The 24,397-nt window shown below is 44.8% G+C and carries 23 protein-coding genes; 8 read left to right on the top strand and 15 right to left on the bottom strand.

Going from position 1 to position 24,397, the window contains the following annotated elements:
- Positions 1-111 precede the first annotated feature (111 nt).
- Together thpR and purU are read left to right on the top strand one after the other, a co-directional pair.
- Complete coding sequence (thpR, locus tag ACOJR9_RS01875; protein ID WP_420934734.1) at positions 112-816, top strand: RNA 2',3'-cyclic phosphodiesterase; 705 nt, start codon at positions 112-114, stop codon at positions 814-816.
- 122 nt (positions 817-938) lie between these two features.
- Positions 939-1,793, top strand: a complete 855-nt coding sequence (gene purU, locus ACOJR9_RS01870; protein WP_420934733.1) for a formyltetrahydrofolate deformylase — start codon at positions 939-941, stop codon at positions 1,791-1,793.
- 142 nt (positions 1,794-1,935) lie between these two features.
- Here the strand turns inward: purU and ACOJR9_RS01865 are convergent, their stop codons facing one another.
- Entirely contained in the window at positions 1,936-2,454 is a 519-nt protein-coding gene (locus tag ACOJR9_RS01865) for a YgjV family protein (protein ID WP_420934732.1), read from the bottom strand.
- A 298-nt stretch (positions 2,455-2,752) separates the two neighbouring features.
- Between ACOJR9_RS01865 and ACOJR9_RS01860 the strand changes: the two genes are divergently transcribed.
- From ACOJR9_RS01860 to ACOJR9_RS01845, 4 genes are all read left to right on the top strand, one after another.
- A complete protein-coding gene (locus ACOJR9_RS01860) occupies positions 2,753-4,939 on the top strand; it encodes a M3 family metallopeptidase (protein WP_420934731.1) in 2,187 nt (728 codons plus the stop codon).
- A 107-nt stretch (positions 4,940-5,046) separates the two neighbouring features.
- Positions 5,047-5,547 (top strand): transposase, encoded by a 501-nt coding sequence (locus ACOJR9_RS01855; protein ID WP_420932828.1) that lies wholly within the window; start codon positions 5,047-5,049, stop codon positions 5,545-5,547.
- Positions 5,457-6,389 (top strand): IS3 family transposase, encoded by a 933-nt coding sequence (locus ACOJR9_RS01850; RefSeq protein ID WP_420936021.1) that lies wholly within the window; start codon positions 5,457-5,459, stop codon positions 6,387-6,389. The genes ACOJR9_RS01855 and ACOJR9_RS01850 overlap by 91 nt, the downstream gene beginning before the upstream one ends.
- Before the next feature lie 456 nt (positions 6,390-6,845).
- Positions 6,846-8,756, top strand: a complete 1,911-nt coding sequence (locus tag ACOJR9_RS01845) for a methyl-accepting chemotaxis protein (protein ID WP_420934730.1) — start codon at positions 6,846-6,848, stop codon at positions 8,754-8,756.
- A gap of 141 nt (positions 8,757-8,897) precedes the next feature.
- Here ACOJR9_RS01845 and ACOJR9_RS01840 read toward each other — a convergent pair whose 3' ends face one another.
- Positions 8,898-9,758 carry a hypothetical protein gene (locus ACOJR9_RS01840; protein ID WP_420934729.1) on the bottom strand — a complete coding sequence of 287 codons (861 nt, stop codon included), beginning with the start codon at positions 9,756-9,758 and terminating at the stop codon, positions 8,898-8,900.
- A 200-nt stretch (positions 9,759-9,958) separates the two neighbouring features.
- Here ACOJR9_RS01840 and ACOJR9_RS01835 point away from each other — a divergent pair, with 200 nt between their 5' ends.
- Entirely contained in the window at positions 9,959-11,755 is a 1,797-nt protein-coding gene (locus ACOJR9_RS01835; protein WP_420934728.1) for a cation:proton antiporter, read from the top strand.
- A gap of 447 nt (positions 11,756-12,202) precedes the next feature.
- Here ACOJR9_RS01835 and ACOJR9_RS01830 read toward each other — a convergent pair whose 3' ends face one another.
- The 12 genes from ACOJR9_RS01830 to rpsJ all read right to left on the bottom strand — a co-directional run bounded on the left by ACOJR9_RS01830 (position 12,203) and on the right by rpsJ (position 18,617).
- Positions 12,203-13,519 (bottom strand): 3-deoxy-D-manno-octulosonic acid transferase, encoded by a 1,317-nt coding sequence (locus tag ACOJR9_RS01830; RefSeq protein WP_420934727.1) that lies wholly within the window; start codon positions 13,517-13,519, stop codon positions 12,203-12,205.
- Positions 13,520-13,679: 160 nt separating this feature from the next.
- Positions 13,680-13,937 carry a 30S ribosomal protein S17 gene (gene rpsQ, locus ACOJR9_RS01825; protein ID WP_420934726.1) on the bottom strand — a complete coding sequence of 86 codons (258 nt, stop codon included), beginning with the start codon at positions 13,935-13,937 and terminating at the stop codon, positions 13,680-13,682.
- A complete protein-coding gene (gene rpmC, locus ACOJR9_RS01820; protein WP_130638407.1) occupies positions 13,937-14,128 on the bottom strand; it encodes a 50S ribosomal protein L29 in 192 nt (63 codons plus the stop codon). Before rpmC ends, rpsQ begins: the two co-directional genes overlap by 1 nt.
- Entirely contained in the window at positions 14,128-14,538 is a 411-nt protein-coding gene (gene rplP / locus ACOJR9_RS01815) for a 50S ribosomal protein L16 (protein WP_014947979.1), read from the bottom strand. Before rplP ends, rpmC begins: the two co-directional genes overlap by 1 nt.
- Positions 14,539-14,540: 2 nt before the next feature.
- Positions 14,541-15,245, bottom strand: coding sequence for a 30S ribosomal protein S3 (rpsC, locus tag ACOJR9_RS01810; RefSeq protein WP_032095148.1), 705 nt, complete (start codon positions 15,243-15,245; stop codon positions 14,541-14,543).
- Positions 15,246-15,254: 9 nt separating this feature from the next.
- Complete coding sequence (gene rplV, locus ACOJR9_RS01805; protein ID WP_420934725.1) at positions 15,255-15,587, bottom strand: 50S ribosomal protein L22; 333 nt, start codon at positions 15,585-15,587, stop codon at positions 15,255-15,257.
- A gap of 11 nt (positions 15,588-15,598) precedes the next feature.
- Positions 15,599-15,874, bottom strand: coding sequence for a 30S ribosomal protein S19 (gene rpsS, locus ACOJR9_RS01800; protein WP_012516961.1), 276 nt, complete (start codon positions 15,872-15,874; stop codon positions 15,599-15,601).
- Positions 15,875-15,889: 15 nt separating this feature from the next.
- Positions 15,890-16,714, bottom strand: a complete 825-nt coding sequence (gene rplB / locus ACOJR9_RS01795) for a 50S ribosomal protein L2 (RefSeq protein WP_420934724.1) — start codon at positions 16,712-16,714, stop codon at positions 15,890-15,892.
- A gap of 14 nt (positions 16,715-16,728) precedes the next feature.
- Positions 16,729-17,028, bottom strand: a complete 300-nt coding sequence (rplW, locus tag ACOJR9_RS01790; protein ID WP_012516959.1) for a 50S ribosomal protein L23 — start codon at positions 17,026-17,028, stop codon at positions 16,729-16,731.
- Positions 17,025-17,630, bottom strand: a complete 606-nt coding sequence (gene rplD / locus ACOJR9_RS01785; RefSeq protein ID WP_420934723.1) for a 50S ribosomal protein L4 — start codon at positions 17,628-17,630, stop codon at positions 17,025-17,027. The genes rplW and rplD overlap by 4 nt, the downstream gene beginning before the upstream one ends.
- 18 nt (positions 17,631-17,648) lie before the next feature.
- Entirely contained in the window at positions 17,649-18,287 is a 639-nt protein-coding gene (gene rplC, locus ACOJR9_RS01780; RefSeq protein WP_420934722.1) for a 50S ribosomal protein L3, read from the bottom strand.
- An 18-nt stretch (positions 18,288-18,305) separates the two neighbouring features.
- Positions 18,306-18,617 carry a 30S ribosomal protein S10 gene (gene rpsJ, locus ACOJR9_RS01775; RefSeq protein ID WP_006012796.1) on the bottom strand — a complete coding sequence of 104 codons (312 nt, stop codon included), beginning with the start codon at positions 18,615-18,617 and terminating at the stop codon, positions 18,306-18,308.
- Positions 18,618-19,175: 558 nt separating this feature from the next.
- On the opposite strand from rpsJ, the gene ACOJR9_RS01770 reads away from it, so the two are divergent.
- Positions 19,176-21,392, top strand: a complete 2,217-nt coding sequence (locus tag ACOJR9_RS01770) for an ATPase, T2SS/T4P/T4SS family (RefSeq protein WP_420934721.1) — start codon at positions 19,176-19,178, stop codon at positions 21,390-21,392.
- 132 nt (positions 21,393-21,524) lie between these two features.
- Here ACOJR9_RS01770 and acnA read toward each other — a convergent pair whose 3' ends face one another.
- Positions 21,525-24,242 (bottom strand): aconitate hydratase AcnA, encoded by a 2,718-nt coding sequence (acnA, locus tag ACOJR9_RS01765; RefSeq protein WP_420934720.1) that lies wholly within the window; start codon positions 24,240-24,242, stop codon positions 21,525-21,527.
- Positions 24,243-24,397: the final 155 nt, after the last annotated feature.

Here is a 24,397-nt window from a genome sequence, read left to right as displayed (position 1 = left end):
GCATTCATCGCTATCTGCTAGCGTCGTATACTGTCTCAAATACTGATCTGGATTTAGCCTAGTTGCATAGCGATTAGGGTGTGTGAAATGTAAAAGCTCAGAGGATAAAGCATGCGTTGTTTTATAGGTTTAGATTTAAGTGCGTCAGAAAAGCTCGCTTTAGATAGCTGGCGGCAGCAGGCGATACCCGAAGTTTTGCCTCGGCACATGACAAAAAGTAGGGTAAGAAGCAATGACGCAGGCGCTGAGACCGGCATACGCAATAAAAATAAGGGCAAAACCCGGGGTAAAAAGACAAAAAGCGCCGTTAACAAAAGCATTAACAATAACGAGCTGGGGGTGCCTTACGCTGTTCCCGCAGCCAATTACCATATGACACTTTGCTTTTTGGGTGATATCGATCATCGCCAACACGAAGCCCTTATGGCTGAGCTAGATGCGCTTACCGCTGAGCCCTTTACACTTACACTTGACGAGACTGGCATATGGAACGGCCCTAAAATATTATTTAGCGCTCCCAGTTCGCCGCCCAATGAGCTTATGAACTTAGCAAAACTGACTCGAAAGAGTGCGAGAAGCGCCGGTATTGAAGTAGAGGGAAAAGAGTATAAGCCTCACATCACGATGGTGAGAAAAGCAACATCTACGTTACCTCTGCCACTTTTTGCCCCAAGTATTGATGTACAATCCCGCGCGTTTCATTTGTTCGAGTCTGTATCTACGCCTCAAGGTGTGGCCTACCCCATTCGTGACTCTTGGTCACTCGAGCACAATATTTCAATTAGAGAAAAACTGAGAAGAGGTATTACAGATTAGACCTACATCACCATCTCTGTGCCGTCAGTATTCTGTTTACTGTAAAGAGACAGCGCTACCCCTTTACATCCCCAGCATTGACAGGTAAAAAGGTGTGACGTTTTTCGAACCTGCCTTTATTCATGCAACAAACTTATAAATTAGTTATTGATTGCCCAGACCAAGTTGGTCTGGTCGCAAATGTGTCTCAATTTTTAGCCGCCCACAATGCCACCATTGTGGAAGCAAGCCATCATACCGACCTGCAAACCGGTCGCTTTTTTATGCGCCACGAAATAGGCGCGAGCTCTTTAACACTGAATGCAGAAAGCTTCGTTGAAGAATTTACGCCTTTAGCCAATGAATACCAGATGAATTGGAAGTTTACTGATTCATCGAAAAAGCAGCGAGTAGCACTACTATGCAGTTTGGAATCTCACTGTTTAGTTGATTTACTGCACCGCTGGCATACGGGTGAACTGCATTGTGACATTCCGGTTATTATTGGTAATCACCCGCAAATGAAGCAATTTGCCGACTGGTACAAAGTCCCTTTTCATTGGGTTGACTTCAAAGCGCTTGGCAAAGACGCAGCGTTTGCTCAAATATCCACACTACTTAACGAATACGCCATCGATTTGACTGTGCTTGCCCGCTTTATGCAAATTCTGCCAGATAGCCTGTGTCAGCAGTTACAAGGCAAAGCGATAAATATACACCATAGCTTTTTGCCTAGTTTTGCTGGGGCAAAACCCTATCAGCAGGCCTACGATCGCGGCGTAAAGCTGATTGGTGCCACCTGCCACTATGTAACAAAAGACCTTGATGAAGGTCCTATTATTGAGCAAAGCGTGAAACGCATCAGTCACAGCGACAGCGCCAATGACATGGTACGCAAAGGAAAGGACTGCGAGGTAACGGCATTGGCGCATGGGGTTCGATACCACTTAGAAGACAGGGTTATTATTCACCGCAATAAAACGGTGGTTTTTGCATAACCCACATTTAATTCAGAAGCACTTGCTTTAAAGGCGTTCGCTTAACCCCTGGCACTGCCAATAAGTACTGCTAATAAGCAGCGCCAACAAACAGCGCCGACAAAGAATCACTCGTAGAAAGGGCTTTAAATAAGCCCTTTTTTTATACCGGGCTTGCGGGCATGGCGCGTCTAAGCTTCATGTAATACCACAGATTTGATACCGCAAAGAGTGCTTCTGTGATGGCGAGTCCCCATGTTTGGGTGACAATGCCGTACAACGTAAAGTTAATCGACCCCACTATCATACATATTCTCAGGCCTCCTTCTTTACAATGTAATTCACCAAACCGGTATGCCATAAACGTAAACACGGGCATGGTTTCAATAAAGGACGTTTTACCCGTTAGGTTATTTACCGTAAGCACAAGGCACATCATGCCTATCAATGTTATGTAGGTAGCAATGGGAGACAGTAGCTTTTGCTTAATCAATCGGTAACTGGTGCTGAGTCCGGCCACCGTAATCACTATTGCACCTCCCCACGCCTGTTCAAATACCAATAAAGAGCCAATGGCCACGCATAACCCTAGGTTTAATAGGAGCAACTTACGCTCGGTGTTACACCAGAAGGACCCCAGTGCGAAAGCCACTGGAAAGGCATGCAGTAAAAATTCAAACATTGCGCTTCACTTAAAAAACAGGGGGTAAAAAGGCGCTTTTAGCGATAGAGCGCAGTGTAATTTTTAAGGTTAAAAATGCAATCAAAATTTAATCAATTTCGATGAATTGCATACGCGTTAGACGCGTTGGTTTATACGCCCTCCATTGGCAAGGGTAAATCACAATAGTGAAGGTCTGTTAACTTACTATTACGGTAAAGAGCATTTAACTTATATTTACATTACCTTAGTATGTTAGTACGTCAAAATACCTCGCCAATAAAGCGGTATAAAATCATAACAAAAGACAGGAAACCTCATGAGAAACTTTAAGTCGTCACTCACCGCAATGGCTGTTGTCGTTGCGCTAAGTGCATGTTCAGAACAAAAAGTTGCTGAAACCTCGGTTGCGCCAGTACCTGAAACCGCGGGAATAGATTCATCGAGTACCGCACAGTTCGACAACGTATTACTGCAAGAATTTAAAGGCCCTTACGGCGGCGTGCCTGCGTTCGACAAGATGTCACTGGAAGATTTAAAACCAGCTCTTGAAAAAGCAATGGAATTAAACTTAAAAGAGGTAGACGCTATTGCCAATAATGACGCCCCGCCAACCTTCGACAATGTTATTGTGGAAATGGAACGCGCTGGCGCAGAGCTAGGCCGTGTATATACTTACTACGGTATTTGGAGTGCGAATAAATCAAGCCCAGAGTTCCGCGAGATTCAGGCAGAAATGTCTCCTATCTTGTCTTCATTTTTTACCAAAATTACGCAAAACGAAAAACTGTTTGCTCGTGTAAAAGCGGTTTACGAATCTGACGAGTTATCATCGCTTACTGCTGAAGAACAGCGTATTGCGTGGATGACTTACAACAGCTTTGCACGCAACGGTGCAACGCTAGATAGCGAAAGCAAAAAGCGTTACGCGGAAATTAACAAAGAGTTAGCGACACTGCACACCACATTCTCTAGCAACGTACTTGCTGATGAAGAAAATTATGTGACTTACATCACAGAAGAGCAGCTAGATGGCCTGCCCGCATCATTTGTGAAAGCAGCAAAAGCCGCTGCCTCGTCTCGAGGCGAAGAAGGTAAGTACGCCATTACTAATAGCCGCTCTTCTATGGATCCGTTCCTCACCTATTCTACAAACCGCGAGCTACGCGAACAGGTATGGCGTACCTATTATAACCGTGGTGATAACGCAGATGATTTCGATAACAATAAAATCATCAAGCGAATATTAACGCTGCGTGACGAACGTGTTGAACTACTTGGTTATGAAAACTATGCCCAGTGGCGTTTAGAAGATCGCATGGCGAAAAACCCAGAAAATGCGATGGAGCTAATGATGAAAGTATGGCCCGCTGCTATTGCTCGGGTTGAAGAAGAAGTGGCCGATATGCAGGCAGTTGCAGAAGCGGAAGGCGCAAACATTACTATTAAGCCGTGGGACTACCGTTTTTATGCAGAAAAAGTGCGCAAAGATAAGTACGACTTAGATTCAAACGAAGTGAAGCAATACCTACAGCTTGATAAGCTTCGCGAAGCGATGTTTTACGTCGCCGGTCGTTTATTTAACTTTAACTTCACGCCGGTAGAAGAAGGAAAAGTTCCTGTATTCCACGAAGACGTCAAAGTTTGGGAAGTAACAGATAAAGACAGCGGTGAACACATCGGTCTTTGGTACCTTGACCCATTCTCTCGCAAAGGTAAGCGTTCGGGTGCATGGGCAACAACGTATCGCTCTTACACCACGTTTGACGGTAAGAAGACGGTGTTATCTTCAAATAACTCTAACTTTGTAAAGGGTGCTGAGGGCGAAGCGACGCTAATCTCATGGGATGATGCAGAAACGTACTTCCACGAGTTTGGTCACGCTCTCCACTTCTTATCAGCTGACGTTAAGTATCCGTCTTCGCACTCTGGCGTTCGCGATTACACCGAGTTCCAATCTCAGCTACTCGAGCGCTGGTTGACTACCGATGAGGTAATTAATAAGTTCTTAGTGCACCACGAGACAGGTGAGCCAATTCCAGCATCCCTTGTTGAGAAGATCAAAAAGGCATCAACGTTCAATGAAGGCTTTAAGACGACAGAGTACATGGCGTCAGCCATCATGGACTTGAAATATCACACCACCAACCCTGAAGATATCGACCCAGATGCGTTTGAGCGTGAAGAGCTAACTAAGCTCGATATGCCTGAAGAGATTGTGATGCGTCACCGTTCGCCGCACTTCGGTCATGTATTCTCAGGTGAAGGCTACGCCGCTGCATACTACGGTTATATGTGGGCAGAAGTACTGACTGCCGATGCAGCCGAAGCCTTTATGGAAGCCCCTGGCGGTTTTTACGATAAGGAAGTTGGCGATCGCTTGGTGAAATACCTCTTCTCTGTTCGCAATGCGATGGATCCAGCAGAAGCGTATCGCAAATTCCGTGGACGTGATGCAGAAGTAGATGCACTAATGCGTGATAGAGGATTCCCAATCCCAAAATAAAACGACGAGCAAACACCCTGTTTACATCAGTCACTTTTTTGTAACAAAGCCGCCATAAATGAAGTGACCCCCAATAGTTGGACTATCCAATTACTGGGGGTCTTTTTATGTCCAAACATCACAGAGCATTTAAGTTAAAGCTAGCTCAACTTGCGGAACAAGAAAGTTCTAGAGCTTTAGGCTTACAATACAAAGTAAGCGCGCGACTGATTCGCTATTGGTCTCAGGTTTATCGCATTAATGGCGCTGATAGTTTTACTCACAAGCAACTTCCTTACTCCTTCGAGTTTAAATTTCATGTGCTCAAAACCATGTCAGTGAATAATTGGTCACTGACTTATACTAGCGCTTATTTCGACTTATCGTCTCCTGGTGTTTTATTTCAATGGCAAAAGCTTTATGCTCGCGATGGTATAACCCGTATTAAGCCACAGAAAAAAGGTAGGCCTCGCGTGACGAATCATTCTTCAACTCCTAAACCGTCAACAGAGATGACAGAAAAAGAGCTCAGGGAAGAATTGGATTATCTACGTGCAGAGAACGCAGTCTTAAAAAAGTTAGAAGCCTTGGCTCAAGCCAGAAAGAAAAAAGCAAAGACAAAACGATAGTTGTCGAAGAGCTCAAGGCAAAATACAGCTTACAACACTTATTAAAGGTCACAGGACTTCCCAAGAGCGTGTATTACTACCACCGTAATACACTGGGTCGGCCTTGTTCCAATACTGACTTACGCGTAAAAATACGTGATATCTATCATAAACATAAAGGCCGATATGGCTATCGTAGAATTACTTATGCGTTAAGAGCCATGGGTTTAGTTGTTAACCATAAACGTGTACAACGCTTGATGAATGAGCTTGGCTTGAAATCAAAAGTCAGACCTAAACGCTACAAGTCTTACAAAGGTGAAGTCGGTAGAATCGCTGAGAATGTTCTTCAGCGTGACTTTACGGCTAGAAAGCCTAATCAGAAGTGGGTGACTGATGTGACTGAATTTAAGGTCAATGGCCAAAAAGTTTACCTATCACCGATAATAGACCTATTTAACCAAGAAGTGGTCAGCTATGAGGTGCGAGCATCGGTTACGTTACCGTTAGTCACTGATATGCTTAAAGCCGCAACGGCAAAGCTGCTGAAGCATGAGAGACCACTCATACACTCAGACCAAGGTTGGCAATATCAAAATAAACGATACCAACAACACCTGAAAGAACATGGGCTGCTCCAGAGTATGTCTAGAAAAGGAAACTGCTTAGACAATGCCGTTGCAGAAAACTTCTTCGGCATATTAAAAACTGAGATGTATCACAATGAAACGTTCAAGGACGCAAATGAGCTCATTGAAAATATCAAAGAATACATCGACTATTACAACAACGAACGCATTAAGCTGAAACTAAAAGGCCTGAGTCCGATACAATATCGAAATCAGGCCTTGGTTGCCGCTTAGAAATGAGTCCAACTTTATGGGGTCACTTCAAAATTGGCGGCTTTTTTCATTGACCCTTCAGTCAGTTATGCCGCACAATCTTAAATGAACTGCTGTTTATCAATACCATTAACTTTGTCACACATTGGCCGATACCCTTTATTCTGGCGCTATGTATTTCTGTCATTATGTATTTTAGAACTATGCATTTTGGCATTATGACGTATTGGCCTAAAACCAGGTGTTAAGTACTAGATGCTAGGTTTCAAGTTCTAGGTATTGAATATTCAGCACCTTCACACTCTGTGTAATAAAAATACCTGTAAAATAAAAAGAATAATGACACAGAGTATAATCAGCCAAATAGCGCTGTATTTATTCGGACGTTGCGGTGCTTGCTGTATTGCTTGCCATGCCACGTTCCTATTTACAGCATTAACTTACGTGTATCAGCATTAACTTACGTGGTCGAAAGCGATGACTTTCAGTATTAAGCAAAAACTCATTATTTCACTTATTGTTGCTGTACTAGCGGCATCTATTTTAGTTGGGTCTATTAGTCAGTGGATTGCTCGAGACCTCGTTAAAGAAAACATGGAAACGCTGCAACTTCCCGCCCTGTTAAAGCAAATTGGAAACCGCGTGGATAGCGAAGCAAACGTAATGCTTACCGTTGCCCACAGCATTGCCTCGAACCCGGATATTTTAGCGTGGTCGGCCAGCGGTGCAGATAACGCGGGCGAACGCAGATTGCTTAACTATCTCAACGACATTGTGAGTTTTAACGATCTTACCGTCGCTTCTTTTGTCGATAGAAATACCTACAAGTATTGGAATCAAGATGGTTTCTTACGCACCTTAAAAAATGACGAGTTCGACGGGTGGTTCTTCGCCTATAAGGACAGCGGTGAGCCAATTTCACTTAGTTTGTACAACGAACCTGGTCAAGGATATCGACTGTTTGCAAATTATCAGCAAATTAACGGCAGTGGTATGTCAGGTGTTGCAAAATCCGTTGATGAGCTACTTTCCATCATCAATGCCGTTAAAATTGCACAAACTGGCTTTGTCTATCTTGTTGACGGGTCGGGAACGATTATCGCTCACCCCGATACAAAGCTTTTAGGTAAAGCTAAACTAGCCTCTGTTAGTGACAACCAAACTGCATCGGCTTTACTGACTAAACAAGACTTCGCCATGGCTACCAGCGAACAAGACAATGGCAAAATGCTGTATGCGAGCACTTATGTAAAAAAGGCTGGTTGGTATGTTGTCGCTCAGGTTCCTGAAAGCGAACTTTACGCGTCTTTGAATGCAGGAAGCCAACAAATCATTATTTGGTCGCTGATCATCGCTGGTGGCTTCGCACTCATCGGTATTTGGCTTGCAGGCACATTAACCAAGCCCCTTGAATCACTTGCAGATATTTTCCAACAGTTAGGAAAAGGTGAGGGCGATCTTCGTGCACGTATACCGGTTCCAGAGCAAAAAGAAATTGCCCGTCTCGTTGAAGGCTTCAATCAATTCATCGACCATTTACACGCCACCATTTCTAAGGTGGCAAAAACCAGTGAAGAATTGAAATTGTCTGCGGCTGACGTGACCCGGCAGTCACAACAAACCGAACACTCAACAAAGCGTCAGCGTGACCAAACGCTGCAAGCTGCCGCTGCGCTAACTGAAATGGGCAGTACAGTGAGTGAAGTAGCTCAATCGGCAACACACGCGGCGCAAAACGCTAATCAAGCAAATACTAATTCAGAGCAAGGACGACTAGTTACCCAGAATGCCGTGGTTGCTATCCAAGATTTAAGTGGACAAATACAGACAGTATCTGGGGTTATCCAGTCCCTCGATGAGCACACCAGCGCCATCGGTGGCATTCTTGATACTATTCGAGGTATTTCAGAACAAACCAACCTACTTGCGTTAAATGCGGCTATTGAAGCAGCTCGGGCCGGCGATCATGGTCGCGGATTTTCAGTGGTAGCAGATGAAGTACGAACGTTGGCTCAGCGAGCAGCCCAGGCTACCGATGAAATTCAGGTGAAAATTGATAAATTTCAGCAGGACTCAAAGTCTGCGGTAGATCAAATGGAAACGAGCCGTTCAAAAACCGATGATGTAGTGACAGCGACTAACGAAATTGACGTTCTATTACAGAAGATCACACACGAAATTTCGACGATTAACGATGTTAACACCCAAGTGGCCACTGCGACCGAGGAACAAGCTGTTGTGGTAGAAGATATCAGTCGCAACATCAACGATATCAGTGCTTCAAGTGAAGAAACCTTAAATGCAACTCAGGTGCTAGTTAGCGTGAGCGACAGGCTAGATGAACTTGCTAAGGCATTATCGATTGAGGTTAACAGGTTTAAAATTTAAACCTGTTAACTTGTTTTAAAAAAACACGCTGTATAAAAGAGGCGCTACTTACAAATCGCACTCTGGGTAATTAGGTTTTTTAGAATTCGCTAGCGATTTAGCGAAGTTGAATTTCCTTTAGCCAGTGCGCTAGCGCCCCCTTTATTGAACAGATGCTTTCGTGAGCGATGCCTCGCGATTCTCAGTTTTTTCTTCGGTAAACCAATAATTACCGCTTTTATCCACACACACTCCCTCAACCTGCTTATAACCCTCTAACGGCCAAATAGAGGTTAATGTGAAGTCTTGCGACACTTCAGCGATGAAGGCGGCGAAATTACCAAAAGGGTCTGATTTGTAACCTACGAACACGTATTGTTGTTTACCCGAATCATAGTCCACTCCTGTGACGACTCCTGGCAAACCAGATATGGCAGCAAATGGCGTAAGCACTTGCAGACTTTCACCTTCATTTATTCGATAAACATGAGTAATGCCCGAGCTCCAGCTTTTAGAAAATAAAAGAAGCTCGTTGCCTTTCTTCACCATGGCCTCCGCGTCGAAATCATGGGCATAGGGAATGTTGCTATTCACGTTATTAGCAGCGTATTTGATTGACAGCGTGGCGATGTCGTTCACATTTTGCTGATTCACTTTATAAACTGCAACCTGCTCTCTCTGCCCTTTGTTGTTGCCTATATCGGCGACATAAAAGTAATCACTGTCGGCACTCACTGCTTCCCAGTCATTGTTAATAATGGGTAGAGTGAGTGTTTGCTGTAGTTTGCCGCTATAACTTACTTTAAATACAGCGGGCGCATTCCCTGAGTCATTGATTGACAGCACATGATCATCAGCGCAAAAAAGCCCTGATGTTTCCGACAGCATTGAAGGTAATATAATCGCCTCTTCCAAGCGCAGACTCTTCGAGGAGGAAGGAACTGGGGTCATGCAACCGTTCACCGTGCAAAGTAGTGATACCGCGTAAGCCAAACGCAATGACGATGTAATAGAATATGTCACAGACTATCTCTATGAAATGATTCGCTAGGTTCGATAAGGATATCAAATAATTCACACTTTACGTGAAAAAAATAGCGGCCGAAGTGTCTTTGGTCTAAACACTATCAATACCCGTATGTGTATTAACGAAAATTAATAAAATAGTAGCGGCGCGTGATGTTTAGCTACGGAATTACACCGATGTTAATAAGGAAATAATCGTGTCTGATCCCTTACTCTCTCTTGTTGCGGTAGGTTTACTCTCTATCGGCTGTCAATATTTAGCATACCGGGTTCGACTTCCCGCCATACTGCCTCTTCTTATTGTTGGTATTGTGGTAGGCCCAGTGTTTGGCATACTCGATGCCGATGCGTTATTTGGCGACTTACTGTTTCCGGTTGTTTCACTTTCCGTTGCTATCATTTTGTTTGAAGGCTCGCTTACGTTGAAGTTTAAAGACATAGCCGGGCATGGCAACATGGTACGCAACCTATGTACCATAGGCGTTTTAATAACAGGGCTTATCTCTGCCGCAGCCGCGCACTATTGTTTGGATCTTACTTGGCAACTGTCCTTTCTATTCGGCGCTATCGTGACGGTGACCGGCCCCACCGTGATAGTGCCTATGCTCAGAACGGTGCGCCCCCATACTAACCTAGCTAACATACTCAGATGGGAAGGGATTATTATCGATCCTATTGGGGCATTGCTGGCAGTATTAGTATTTGAGTTTATTGTGGCATCGCAAGAAACCGCCATTACTCAAACCTTTATCGCCTTTGGCAAGACCATAGGCATTGGCTCTTTTCTTGGGCTTGCATCTGGCTATTTCCTTGGCATGTGTGTACGCAAAGACTGGATCCCCCACTATCTCCTCAATACCGCAGTGCTAACCATTATTTTAGGGGTCTTTGCCGCTTCTAACTATGTCGCTCACGAATCAGGGCTATTGGCGGTCACTATTACTGGCATGGTAATGGCCAACATGAAAGATGTGGATGTAGAGGATATTTTAGAGTTTAAAGAAACACTCAGCGTGCTGCTTATCTCAGGTCTCTTTATTTTACTGGCCACACGATTAAACCTAGACTCTGTGGTTGCCGTTGGCTGGGGTACGCTGGTGGTGCTTGCCATAATTATGTTTATTGCACGCCCCATATCTGTGTTGGTCTCAAGTATTGGTACAGGCTTGAAGCTGAACGAAATTGCCCTTCTCAGCTGGATAGCACCACGTGGAATTGTTGCCGCAGCAGTCTCAGCACTTTTCTCATTAAAGTTAGAGGAGATTGGCTATGAGGGCGCAGGCATTATAGTGCCTATTGTGTTTATGGTTATCATTGCAACCGTTGTTTTGCAAAGCGTCACCGCCCGTTCTGTAGCTACATTACTTAAGGTTCGGGCGCCAGCACCTACTGGCTATCTGTTCTTCGGAGGCAGCAAGTTCAATCGTATGTTGGCAACAGAAATGTTAAAGCAGAAGCTCGATGTTATTGTAACCGACACTAACTGGGATGCCATTAGAGAAGCAAGAATGATGGATATTCCAGTGTACTTTGGTAACCCCATGTCAGATCACGCTGCTCGTCATTTGGAGATTTCCACTATAGGTACCGTGCTTATTATGTCTCCCTATAAGCAATTGAACCCTCCTATTGCCTATCACTTTGAGAACACGCTTGGCAAAGACAAGGTATGGGCGCTCACCAACAATGAGCAGTCTACTCGCCCTAGTCATCAAGTGAGTAACCAATACGCGAAAAAACTCATGTTATTTGATGAGGGGGTGACCTATGGTTATTTAGCCTCTGCGGTTGCAAAAGGGTCTACGGTTAAAACCACACCACTTTCCGAAGAGTTCGACTACGAGCAATATATTCATAAGTATGGCGATAGAGCCACACCCCTTATTGCCATTGATAGTGACGGAAAAAGCTATACCTTTATCAATGGAAACAATATTGAGCCTAAGGCAGGATGGCGCTTAATCAGCTTAGTGGAGCCTGAACGTGCAGCATAAGTTTGCTTCCAGTAACCGATAAGTAAAGGCAGGTAGAAAAGGTAGCCAGTAAGTAAAAAAACCTCCTGCCATCGGCAGGAGGTCTCTCCCTGGAAAACGCGTAATGCAGCGAAAGTTTTAAAACGAACTTTATTGTTTGGATTTTACTGCTATTACGTCGTCTACGTTTGTAAAAGCAAAACCCAAACCAACTTTTAAAAAACCATTATTTACAATTGGTTAGCTTTAATTAACGTGGAATCAACACCACAATTAACAAAAACACGTTTCAACATGGTGCACCCGCCGCACTGTACTGGGGTTCATATATTAAACAATAGTATAAGATGGAGACCTAATTCATTTGACTATAATTATTGCGTATTTCTTTGTATCCGTTTAGTCGCACCCGGCTATTTTAAGCCTTAATCATGTGAGCTATGCTCGTAAAATCCGCTCTTGCTAATGTCAATTTTTAGCAAGAGTACGAGCCAAACACGCTAATGTTTTATTCAGCGCCCCGCTGTTTTCCCTTAGTACCTGTCCGCCAGCGTTTCCTGCTTTTTGTTGAAGCACCTTTGATGAAAGCCATGTGCCGCAAGCTTGTGCAACCTCATATGCATCATTAACAATTTGCAATGCCCCGCGATCCTTTAAATATTGGCAGATTACCGGGTTATTATATGTATTAGGCCCCATTAGAATAGGCAGTGAAAAAACAGCAGGCTCAAGTGCATTGTGCCCACCTTTATCTGCAATAGAGCCACCGACAAAAGCGATAGTGCCAACTGAATAGGCGTTATTCAGGCACCCCATCTCATCAAGTAAAATTACTGGTTTATTTATTTCAAAGGCGTTCGCGGACGAGCTCCGTGTAAACCCTATCTCATGTGATATCAGTAACTCAGCAACCGTATCGAAACGTTCCGGATGACGAGGTACGATAACAACAACAAGAGCAGGATAGGTTTTCCACAGCACTTTTGCCGCTTCTATGATCGTTTCTTCTTCTGGGTCATGAGTGCTACCGGCAATGAGAATTGGCCCTTTGTAACTTTCCAGCCCCATGAAACTAGCTGGCGCGATAGAGACTGACGCCGCTTGATCAAACTTTATATTATTTGTGAGGGTCAGTTTCTTTTCTGATAGCCCTAACGATAAATAATTTTGATAGTCTCGCTTACCTTGAGCACAAACGTGACTAACTTTATTAAGCATGGGTATAAACACCCTGCTTATCTTTTGATATCGACGTGCAGACCTATCTGTCATCCTTGCATTGACTACCACAACCGGAACCTTGCGCTTCCAACACATATGAACCATGTTAGGCCACAGTTCAACTTCGGTAATCAGTACGGCTTTGGGCCGGATACGCTTGAGCATCATCAACATGCATAGTGAGACATCGAATGGCAGGTAGCAGTGGTTAACCCTTTCGCCAAAGATGTCTCTGACCCTCGCTGAGCCTGTAGAGGTTGTTGTGGTTACTGTAATGCTTGTGTGGGGTTCATCAATAAGTAACTGCTTAATGACACATGAAGCAGCCACCACCTCACCCACAGATACACAATGCACTAAATAACCATTATGACACGGTGGTAAAGGTACAATGCCAAATCTTTCTAACTTTCCGTGTGAAAACAATGAGTGTTGGTCGCGCTTCTTTCCAGCAAGTTTTGCTATTGCTAAGGGGATCAGAAGAAGGAGTAAAAATGAATACAACCAGCGGCACAGTTCATCGACGAGTGTGGGTTTGCCACAGTCTCGCTTTTCAGCAGACATATATTTTCCTTAACACTCAGTAAATAAATCTAATATATAGAAATTAACAATAGGGGGTGTATGGGGCTAAGTATACTTATTTGCAGAAATTCTATCAGTAATAGAAAACAAAAAGCCGCTCGAAAGCGGCTTTTTTTTAGGACTTTAAAAAAGTAGGCGATTAAACGCCAGCTTTTTCAATAACGTCTACAAGCATCCAAGATTTGTTCTTAGATAGCGGACGACACTCACTAATTGTGACTAAGTCGCCTTTGTTGCATACATTACTTTCGTCATGGGCGTGAAGCTTAGTAGAGCGCTTGATGAACTTCCCATAGATAGGGTGTTTAACAAAACGTTCAACTACAACAGTGATGGTTTTATCCATCTTGCTGCTAACCACACGACCTTGCACTGTACGAATTTTTTGCTCAGTCATTACGCATCAGCCTTTTGAGTCAGAATGGTTTTAACACGCGCGATGTTACGACGTACTTTTCTCAACTGGTCAGTTTTTTCAAGCTGGCCTGTTGTGTGCTGCATGCGCAGGTTGAACTGTTCGCGTAGCAGGTTTAATAACTCTGCGTTCAGCTCTTCTACGCTTTTTTCTTTCAGTTCAGTCGCTTTCATTACATCACCGTCCGAGTTACAAAGGTTGTTTTAAATGGCAGTTTAGCCGCTGCCAATTCAAACGCTTCGCGTGCAAGATTTTCAGGAACACCTTCCATCTCGTATAAAACACGACCAGGCTGAATTTGGCATACCCAGTACTCAACGTTACCTTTACCTTTACCTTGACGCACTTCTAGAGGCTTCTCAGTAATTGGCTTGTCAGGAAAAACTCGAATCCAAATTTTACCTTGACGCTTAACGTGACGAGTCATAGCACGACGCGCTGCTTCGATTTGGCGCGCAGTCATTCGACCACGGCCAACTGCTTTCAGGCCGTAAGTACCAAAGGCAACAGTATTACCCGCTGCCAAGCCGCGATTGCGGCCTTTGTGCATCTTACGGAACTTCATGCGTTTTGGTTGTAACATGATTAGCCCTCTCGCTTAGCGTTGCGGCCTTTCTTCTTAGGTTGAGAAGCCGGTGGCTGCTCTTGAGTTGTAGGTAATCCACCTAGAACTTCACCTTTGAAGATCCAAACCTTAACGCCGATGATGCCGTAAGTTGTTGATGCTTCTGAGGTTGCGTAATCGATATCTGCACGGAAAGTGTGCAGTGGAACGCGACCTTCACGGTACCATTCAGAACGTGCAATTTCTGCTCCGCCTAAACGACCGCTAACTTCAACCTTAATACCTTTCGCGCCCAAGCGCATTGCATTTTGCACCGCACGCTTCATAGCGCGACGGAACATAACACGACGCTCTAGCTGGCTAGAAATACTGTCAGCAACTAACTGACCATCTAGCTCTGGCTTACGTACTTCAGCGATGTTGATCTGAGCTGGCACGCCGGCTAGCTTAGATACGTAGTTACGTAACTTCTCAACGTCTTCACCTTTTTTACCGATTACAACGCCTGGACGAGCAGTGTGAATAGTCACACGGATGCTCTTAGCAGGACGCTCGATCACGATTTTAGATAGTGAAGCGTTTTTAAGTTGCTTAGTCAGATACTGACGTACCTGATGATCGTTATACAGGTTGTCCGCATAGTCTGCAGTATTAGCGTACCAGGTAGAAGTCCATGGTTTACTGATACCCAGGCGTATACCTGTAGGATGTACCTTCTGTCCCATTATCTACTCCTAGTTATCCGCTACAACCACAGTGATGTGACTGCTGCGCTTAAAGATGCGATCAGCACGGCCTTTGGCGCGTGTTTTGATTCGCTTCATAGTTGGACCTTCGTCAACAAAGATTTTGGCTACGACGAGCTCGTCGATATCTGCGCCCTCGTTGTGCTCTGCGTTAGCAATCGCAGACTCCAAAACTTTCTTTACTAGCGCTGCGCTTTTCTTCGGGCTGTACGCAAGAACTTCTAACGCTTTCTCTACGTGTAAACCGCGAACCTGATCCGCAACCAAGCGTGCCTTTTGAGCCGACGTGCGGGCAAAACGGTGTTTAGCTAATGCTTCCATCTTCCTACCCCTTAACGTTTAGCTTTCTTATCCGCGACATGGCCGCGGTAAGTACGCGTTGGCGCAAATTCGCCCAACTTGTGGCCGACCATTTCGTCACTAATAATGACAGGTACATGTTGTCGACCGTTATGGACCGCAATGGTCAACCCAATCATATCTGGGATGATCATGGAACGACGAGACCAAGTCTTGATTGGTTTACGTTCGTTCTTTTCCACTGCAGCCTCTACCTTCTTCAGCAAGTGAAGGTCGATAAATGGACCTTTCTTGAGAGAACGTGGCATGGTGAATCCTCGCTGTTACTTGTTACGACGACGTACGATAAGCTTATCGGTACGCTTGTTGCTTCGAGTTTTCTTACCTTTAGTAGGAATACCCCAAGGAGATACTGGATGACGACCACCCGACGTGCGCCCTTCACCACCACCGTGTGGGTGATCAACTGGGTTCATGGCAACACCACGAACGGTAGGACGGATACCACGCCAGCGCGTTGCACCAGCTTTACCCAATGAACGAAGCATGTGTTCTGCATTACCAACTTCACCAATGGTGGCGCGGCAATCAGATAATACTTTACGCATTTCGCCAGAGCGTAGACGTAGAGTAACGTAGTTAGTGTCACGTGCTAAGATCTGAGCGTAAGCACCGGCTGAGCGTGCAATTTGTGCACCCTTACCAGGCTTCATTTCAATTGCGTGTACAACACTACCAACTGGAATGTTACGCATAGGTAATGTGTTACCAGACTTGATCGGAGCATCCGAACCAGACTGGATTGCATCACCCGCTTTCATACCTTTTGGAGCCAGAATGTAACGACGTTCACCATCTGCATACAATACTAGTGCAATGTTAGCAGAACGGTTTGGATCGTATTCTAAACGCTCAACTTTGGCTGGAATGCCATCTTTGTTGCGTTTAAAGTCGATCACACGATAGTGTTGCTTATGACCACCACCAATGTGACGCGTAGTAATACGACCATGGTTGTTACGACCGCCAGATTTGCTGTTCTTTTCAAGCAAAGGTGCGTACGGTGCACCTTTGTGCAGGTCAGGGTTAGTAACCTGAACAACGTGACGACGACCGGCAGAAGTTGGCTTAGCTTTCAATAATGGCATTTCTAATCCCCTTCTTACTCAGCGCCACCGACAAAGTCGATGTCCTGACCTTCTTTAAGAACCACGTAGGCCTTTTTCCAGTCGCTGCGTTTACCGAAAGACATACCGTGACGTTTAGTTTTACCTTTAACATTCACTGTGCGAACACCTTCAACTTCAACTTCAAACAGTTTTTCAACTGCAGCTTTAATTTCGGCTTTGTTCGCGTCTTTGGCTACTTTAAATACAACTGTATTGTTCGCTTCAGCAGCCATGGTAGACTTTTCTGAAACGTGAGGTGCTACTAGCACCTTCAGTAGACGTTCTTCTTTCATGCTAACGCCTCCTCAAGTTGTTTAACCGCATCAGCAGTAATTAGCACTTTTTCGAATGCAATCAAGCTCACTGGGTCAATGCCTGCTACGTCGCGCACGTCAACTTTATACAAGTTGCGAGCCGCTAAGAACAAGTTTTCATCTACTTCAGGAGTAACGATAAGAACATCTTTCAGATCATATTCGTTAAGTGCAGCAATAAGTTCTTTTGTCTTAGGTGCTTCAACACCGAACTTCTCAACCACGATCAAACGATCTTGGCGAATTAGTTCTGACAAAATGCTCTTAATCGCACCGCGATACATTTTCTTGTTAACTTTTTGTTCGAAGTCACGAGGCTTTGCTGCGAAAGCACGGCCACCGCCAACCCAAATTGGGCTACGAATTGTACCAGCACGAGCTCGGCCAGTACCTTTTTGACGCCATGGCTTCTTACCACCACCGCGAACTTCAGCGCGAGTTTTCTGCGCTTTTGTACCCTGACGCGCGCCTGCACCGTAAGCTACAACGACCTGGTGTACCAGGGCTTCGTTGAATTCACGTCCAAAGGTCGCTTCGGATACTTCAAGAGCGCTTTGCGCATCTTTCAATGTTAATTCCATCAGTTCACTCCCCAGACGTTACGCTTTAACAGCCGGCTTGACGATAACGTCGTTGCCAGTTGCGCCAGGTACGGCACCTTTAACAAGGATAAGGCCGTTCTCTACGTCAACACGTACAACTTCCAAAGACTGCGTAGTCACTTGCTTGTTACCAAGCTGACCAGCCATTTTCTTGCCTTTGAAAACTTTACCTGGTGATTGGTTTTGGCCAATTGAACCAGGAGCACGGTGAGACAAAGAGTTACCGTGAGTCATACGCTGAGAACTAAAGTTCCAACGTTTGATCGCGCCAGCAAAACCTTTACCTTTTGATGTACCAGTGACATCAATCTTTTTGGTATCGTTAAAGATTTCAACAGTGATTTCACCGCCGACTTCAATATCGTTACCTTCGTTATCTTCTAGGCGGAATTCTGCTAGAATGCGACCGGCTTCAACACCTGCTTTAGCAAAGTGACCTGCTTCGGCTTTGTTGACGCGGTTAGCTTTCTTAGTTCCAGCAGTAACCTGAAGAGCGCGATAACCGTCTGTTTCTTCAGTGCGTAACTGAGTAACGCGGTTTGGGGTCGCTTCAATAACAGTCACAGGGATTGACGTGCCATCTTCAGTGAAGATGCGAGTCATACCCACTTTACGACCGATTAGACCAATCGCCATTGTTATAACCCTCTCTTGTTAGCCCAGGCTGATTTGAACATCAACACCAGCAGCCAAGTCCAAACGCATCAACGCATCAACTGTTTTATCAGTTGGCTCGATGATGTCTACCAAACGCTTGTGAGTACGAATCTCATATTGGTCACGTGCATCTTTATTTACGTGAGGAGATGTCAATACCGTATAGCGTTCTTTGCGAGTAGGCAGTGGAATAGGACCGCTGACCTGAGCACCAGTACGTTTCGCCGTTTCAACGATTTCAGCCGTAGACTGATCGATCAACTTGTGATCAAACGCTTTCAAACGAATACGAATTCTTTGATTTGGCATCGATTAAGCTCCAATCGAAAGAACAAAAAAATTCACCCCTTCTTCTCTATTTCGTTCAGAGAGAAAGGATGTGCGTAAAACCGATGGTTCCCAATTGGAACCCTGTTCTTATTTTTAGCACGCTTGTAATAGCTTGGTCGGTAAAGACAAATTTCTTACGTCGGCAGCCACCCTAAAAGCAGTGTGGTTGCGGCTAAAAATTCATTGCCCGAATAGGACAGTGGGCGCGAATTATACAGATGCTAGCCATTAATGCAACTACTAGTTTGTTTTTTTGCCCGCATAGTCAGTCTAGAGAAAGATTCGTGCCTGTATAGCTACTCTACAGCATGTACTCTACAGCATGTGACGGTGTAATAAAGGCTGTGAAATACGTTAAGCTTCTTTATGTGAAATAGCCCACAGTATTGCTCCTGTACGCCTAAACTTATATCGTTACTGATATTGTAGGTATATAGTGGTGATTTAGCAGCGTGATCGCCGCATAATAGCAGCGTGCAAACATCTTCGTAAGAAAGGGATGAAGCACAAGGTTTCACACCATTAAGTAGTGGGAATATGGAAGTAGCTAATAATCAACAAACGTTTTCGCAAATCAAGCGCATCTTAAACAATCACTCTACGTTGCTCGATGCTTATGGTTTGCTCGAACCCATTATTCTAGAGTTGTTTGGTGCTCAGCGAATGAGTATTTTCCAGCGTCGTCGACAACATCAAGATCTTGTTGCGAGATTTAAGACGGGTAAAGAGACGCTGGAGATTAAAGTACCCATAAATGCCATGTCGATAGCCGGGTACGTTGCGCTGTCGCAAAAACCTGTTGTGATTGATGACCCGTACAACGCGACAATGCTTCAAAGTATTCATCCAAGACTGCGCTTTGAAGGCAAGTTCGACAAAGACAATGACTTCAAAACCCACAATATTCTTTGTGTTCCAATAATGAATGCAGGGGTGTTGATGGGTGTTATTCAAATCATCAACAAGACCGATAGCGCATTTTCTCAAGATGATCTTAAATTAGGTAATGCGCTTGCACTTATACTTGGGGACAAATTTCGCTTCGAGCTTGGTGGGACGAATAATCCGTTCGACCTACTCGTGCACAAAAGTTTATTAGATGAGCACACATTAGAAGAGCTTAATTTATCGACGCCAGATATTCGAGCGTTTGTGCAACGGCTTATCTCGGAACATCGTATTCCCGAGGAAGAAATTGGTAACTCTCTCTCTATTCATTACCAAGTGCCCTTTATTCCTTACTTGCCCGACAAATATCATCGCTTTGAAAATGAAAGTAAACTCAATGTGTCGTATCTAAAGCGCAACTATGTTGCCGTTATTGCTGATGCACACGATAAACCCATTGTAATAATGGCGGAACCCAATAACGCAGCGCTTCTAATGGAAATTGAAACTGCAATGGGTATAGAGAGCTATGAAATTGCGGTTAGCCTACCAAGTTTAATACTGCAATACCTTGGTGAAAACAGCGGTGGCGGCGGCCCCGGTGAAATGAGTGATATCCTAGATGAAATCGGTACGTCTAGTGATGAAAAAGAAGACCAATTTGATGAGCTTTCAGATGACGCCCCGGCGGTTGTTCGTTTGGTAAGCCGTGTGCTACATGATGCGAAGCGACTCAATGCGTCAGATATTCACATCGATCCTGAAAAGAACGCCCCTACCCGCGTACGTATGCGTATAGACGGTGTGTGTCGAGACATGAACCAAGTGCCCCACTCTCACCATAATGCGGTAATAGCCCGTATTAAAATAATGTCAAATTTGAACATAGCCGAAAAGCGCGTTCCTCAAGACGGTAAGCTAGCCTTTCGAATGAATGGCCAACTTGTTGAGGTCCGTGTGGCGACCATTCCTACTGTTGCAGGTGAAGGCGTAGTAATGCGGATATTGGCTTCAGGCGGCGCTATGCCAATAGATAAAATGAATTTAGCGCCCAACAATCGCGCCCGCCTTGAGGACATGATTAAAAAGCCTCATGGTATTCTTCTTGTAGTAGGGCCCACAGGTTCAGGTAAAACAACGACACTGCATGCCATTCTCGGGTACTTAAACACGCCTGAGAAAAAGATATGGACTGCTGAAGACCCGGTTGAAATTACGCAACCAGGCTTACAGCAAGTTCAAGTAAGTCCCAAAATTGGTTTCACCTTTGCCAATGCGTTACGTGCGTTTTTGCGAGCTGATCCTGATATTATTCTCATTGGTGAGATGCGAGATAAAGAAACGGCTCATGCAGGTATTGAAGCGTCACTGACAGGTCACTTAGTGTTATCTACCTTGCATACCAACTCAGCCCCGGAAACGATTACTCGCTTGCTCGATTTAGGATTAGACCCGGTTAACTTTTCAGATGCCTGTGTAGGTATACTTGCCCAGCGCCTTATCCGAACGCTGTGCGGGAAGTGTAAAGAAAAATACGTAGCATCAGATACCGATATGGCGTTTATTGAGCGCCAGTACGGTAAAGATCAAATGCATGAACTCAACCTCTCAGGTATCCCAGAACTTTACAAAGCAAAAGGTTGCTCAGAATGCGGTAATACGGGTTACAAAGGTAGAACCGGGGTTCATGAATTACTTGGTATGACGGCGGAACTTCGATCGCTAGTGTACAAAGAATCGAGTGTGGCACAGATGAAGAAGCAAGCCACAGACGATGGCATGCGTACTCTGGTGCAGGACGCCATATTTAAAGTACTCAAGGGCGATACTGATTTAGCACAAGTTCAAATTGTCAGTGGCGATTAGTCAAAAAGGGTAATACAACAGGCTAAAGTAAAAGCTAGTAAAAAGGCCTTCGTAATAACGAAGGCCTTTCTCTTTGTAAGAGCTTATATCTACAAGGCGTATTTGTGTATTAGGACTTGTCTAACCGTCTCTTTATTTACGGAGATATTCGCGGATAACGTAATGAAGGATCCCACCATTCTCAAAATAAGTAAACTCATTAGACGTATCTATTCTAATGTCCATGCTAAATACTGTCGACTCTCCATCATCGGTTTCCATTGTTACGCTAACCTCTTTCTGACCTCGCTCTACAGGCGCTATTGAGAAAGATTCATTGCCTTTTATGTCTAAAGAAGATGCAGAGTCGCCTTCTTTAAACTGCAGCGGTAGTATTCCCATGCCAATCAAGTTAGAACGGTGAATACGCTCATAACTTTCTGCTAGCACAGCCTTCACCCCCATTAGCGAAGGTCCTTTAGCGGCCCAGTCTCTGCTCGAACCGGTACCATATTCCTTTCCGCCAATCACTACAGCAGGAACGCCGTCGTCTTTGTAGCGCATAGCAGCATGAAATATAGACATGCTATCGCCGCTTGGGTAATGGGTTGTAGCGCTTCCTTTCGTGCCCGGTGCAAGTTGATTTTGCAAGCGCACATTGGCAAACGTACCTCGCATCATGACTTCGTGATTACCCCTACGTGAGCCATAAGAGTTGAAGTCTTTTGGATCAACGCCCTGAGCTTGAAGATATTCACCTGCCGGGCTATCTGGCGCAATGGCCCCCGCCGGTGAAATGTGATCAGTGGTGATTGAATCGCCCACTTTTACCAAACACCGTGCATTTTCGATAGATTGAAGCGCAGCCGGCTCTTTCTCCATCACTTCGAAGAACGGAGGATGCTTGATGTACGTTGAATCAGGCCAATCGTAGACCGACGTTTCACTAACACTAAGCTCGTTCCACTCACCGCTGCCCTTAAACACATCGGCATACTTTTCTTTAAAGAGTGCACCGGTTACGTTTTCAGTAATGTACTTTTGAATTTCTTCTTCTGAAGGCCATATATCTTTGAGATATACAGGCTCGCCATCTTTAGACTTACCTAAAGGCTCCTTGGTAATATCCGCGTTCATGTTGCCTGCTAATGCATAAGCCACGACAAGCGGCGGTGATGCTAAATAGTTTGCAGCAACATCGGGGTGAATACGTCCTTCGAAGTTTCGGTTGCCCGACAGTACAGAGGTAACAGTGAGTTTAGCCTTTCTTATGGCATCGGTAATAGGGTCGGGTAGCGGCCCCGAGTTACCAATACAGGTTGTACACCCATATCCTACCAAATTAAAACCAAGCGCTTCTAATGGCGCCATCAAATTGGCATCTTCCAAGTACTGGGTTACAACTTGCGAACCTGGTGCAAGAGAGGTTTTTACCCATGGTTTACTGGTTAACCCCTTCTCTGCTGCTTTTTGTGCTAATAATCCTGCGGCCACCAGTACAGAGGGGTTAGAGGTGTTTGTGCAACTCGTGATAGCCGCAATCACAATTGCCCCATCTTCTAAATTGAATTTGCTATCTCTGAAATTCACATAGGAATCATGTTCTTCGTCAACATCGCTGCCGCCGACTAGTCCGCCCTCAGCCACAAACTCTGTTTCTTCATCAAGTACCTTCACATCAATTTGTGAGCGATGCCATTCGTTAAATGCTTCAGCCGCTTTATGGAGCGCAATCTTATCTTGCGGGCGTTTAGGCCCTGCAATACAAGGAACCACGTCGTTTAAGTTCAGCTCAAGTATTTCGTGATATTCGGCGTCTTTTGAATGGTCGTCATGCCATAGCGAACTGTACTTCGCATACTTCTCAACAAGCTCAATTTGCGCTTCATCTCGGCCAGTTAGGCGAAGGTAATCGAGAGCTACAGCGTCAATGGGGAAAATTCCGCACGTAGCGCCATATTCTGGTGCCATATTGGCAATAGTGGCTCGATCGGCTGTGGTGAGATGCTTCAAACCTGGCCCAAAGAACTCAACAAATTTACCCACTACACCGTGCGCTCTAAGCTGTTGAGTGATGGTAAGTACCATATCTGTCGCGGTCACTCCGGCAGGAAGCTTACCCTCTAATTTAAAGCCTACTACATTAGGCAATAGCATGGTTACGGGCTGACCCAGCATGGCGGCTTCAGCTTCAATACCGCCCACACCCCAACCTAGTACGCCTAAACCATTAATCATAGTAGTGTGAGAATCTGTACCGACTAAGGTATCAGGATAAACGAAGGTGCCTTCATCTGTTTCTTTGGTGAACGCACAACGCGCTAGGTATTCAAGGTTAACTTGGTGGACGATACCACGACCTGGAGGCACTACTTTGAAATTATCAAAACTAGACTGTCCCCACTTAAGGAACTGATAACGTTCGCGGTTTCTCTCAATTTCTATATCAGTGTTTTTCTGTAGGGCATTTTCTTCTGCAAAATAATCGACCATGACAGAGTGGTCAATGACGAGCTCTACTGGGTTTAACGGATTAATAGCTTGAGCGTCACCGCCAAGACGGTCTACCGCATCGCGCATAGCCGCTAAATCGACAATAGCCGGAACACCGGTAAAATCTTGCAGAATAACCCGTGCAGGGACGAAAGAAACTTCGAGTTCTTCGTTGTTTGATGTATCCCACTTAGCAACATGTTCAATATCTTCGCTAGAGACAAATTCTTTGTCTTCATGGCGAACCAGATTTTCTAAAAGTACCTTGATGCAAAAGGGAAGGCGATCGAGTGCGTACTTTTCATTGATGCTGTCGAGATTGATAGCCTTGAAAGTTTTACCCTTTACTTCAAGGTCTGAAAAAGACTTATAGGTCATATGGTCACTATCCTTATTTGCCTGTTCGAATTCTATAATATTCGCTGAACGAGAAGACTTTAGGAAAGACCTAGAGTGCAGCGTGTACACCTAAACGTTCAGCTGCTAATTCTTATACGCATTAGACATGAAAAAAAGTTCATGTAAGGTCGTAT

Source organism: Alteromonas ulvae (assembly GCF_048987005.1).
Lineage (GTDB): Bacteria > Pseudomonadota > Gammaproteobacteria > Enterobacterales > Alteromonadaceae > Alteromonas.
This window is presented reverse-complemented; position numbering and strand designations above follow the sequence as displayed.

Excerpts from the sequence above, each read along its gene's own strand:
- rplP (WP_014947979.1), bottom strand. The coding sequence starts at position 14,538 with ATGTTACAACCAAAACGCATGAAGTTCCGTAAGATGCACAAAGGCCGC.
- rpsJ (WP_006012796.1), bottom strand. The coding sequence starts at position 18,617 with ATGCCAAATCAAAGAATTCGTATTCGTTTGAAAGCGTTTGATCACAAG.
- ACOJR9_RS01830 (WP_420934727.1), bottom strand. The coding sequence starts at position 13,519 with ATGTCTGCTGAAAAGCGAGACTGTGGCAAACCCACACTCGTCGATGAA.
- rpsQ (WP_420934726.1), bottom strand. The coding sequence starts at position 13,937 with ATGACTGAGCAAAAAATTCGTACAGTGCAAGGTCGTGTGGTTAGCAGC.
- ACOJR9_RS01845 (WP_420934730.1), top strand. The coding sequence starts at position 6,846 with ATGACTTTCAGTATTAAGCAAAAACTCATTATTTCACTTATTGTTGCT.
- ACOJR9_RS01860 (WP_420934731.1), top strand. The coding sequence starts at position 2,753 with ATGAGAAACTTTAAGTCGTCACTCACCGCAATGGCTGTTGTCGTTGCG.
- rpsS (WP_012516961.1), bottom strand. The coding sequence starts at position 15,874 with ATGCCACGTTCTCTCAAGAAAGGTCCATTTATCGACCTTCACTTGCTG.
- rplV (WP_420934725.1), bottom strand. The coding sequence starts at position 15,587 with ATGGAAGCATTAGCTAAACACCGTTTTGCCCGCACGTCGGCTCAAAAG.
- rpsC (WP_032095148.1), bottom strand. The coding sequence starts at position 15,245 with ATGGGACAGAAGGTACATCCTACAGGTATACGCCTGGGTATCAGTAAA.
- ACOJR9_RS01865 (WP_420934732.1), bottom strand. The coding sequence starts at position 2,454 with ATGTTTGAATTTTTACTGCATGCCTTTCCAGTGGCTTTCGCACTGGGG.
- ACOJR9_RS01855 (WP_420932828.1), top strand. The coding sequence starts at position 5,047 with ATGTCCAAACATCACAGAGCATTTAAGTTAAAGCTAGCTCAACTTGCG.
- rplD (WP_420934723.1), bottom strand. The coding sequence starts at position 17,630 with ATGGAATTAACATTGAAAGATGCGCAAAGCGCTCTTGAAGTATCCGAA.
- rpmC (WP_130638407.1), bottom strand. The coding sequence starts at position 14,128 with ATGAAAGCGACTGAACTGAAAGAAAAAAGCGTAGAAGAGCTGAACGCA.
- ACOJR9_RS01770 (WP_420934721.1), top strand. The coding sequence starts at position 19,176 with ATGGAAGTAGCTAATAATCAACAAACGTTTTCGCAAATCAAGCGCATC.
- thpR (WP_420934734.1), top strand. The coding sequence starts at position 112 with ATGCGTTGTTTTATAGGTTTAGATTTAAGTGCGTCAGAAAAGCTCGCT.
- purU (WP_420934733.1), top strand. The coding sequence starts at position 939 with ATGCAACAAACTTATAAATTAGTTATTGATTGCCCAGACCAAGTTGGT.
- rplW (WP_012516959.1), bottom strand. The coding sequence starts at position 17,028 with ATGAAAGAAGAACGTCTACTGAAGGTGCTAGTAGCACCTCACGTTTCA.
- acnA (WP_420934720.1), bottom strand. The coding sequence starts at position 24,242 with ATGACCTATAAGTCTTTTTCAGACCTTGAAGTAAAGGGTAAAACTTTC.
- rplC (WP_420934722.1), bottom strand. The coding sequence starts at position 18,287 with ATGGCGATTGGTCTAATCGGTCGTAAAGTGGGTATGACTCGCATCTTC.
- rplB (WP_420934724.1), bottom strand. The coding sequence starts at position 16,714 with ATGCCATTATTGAAAGCTAAGCCAACTTCTGCCGGTCGTCGTCACGTT.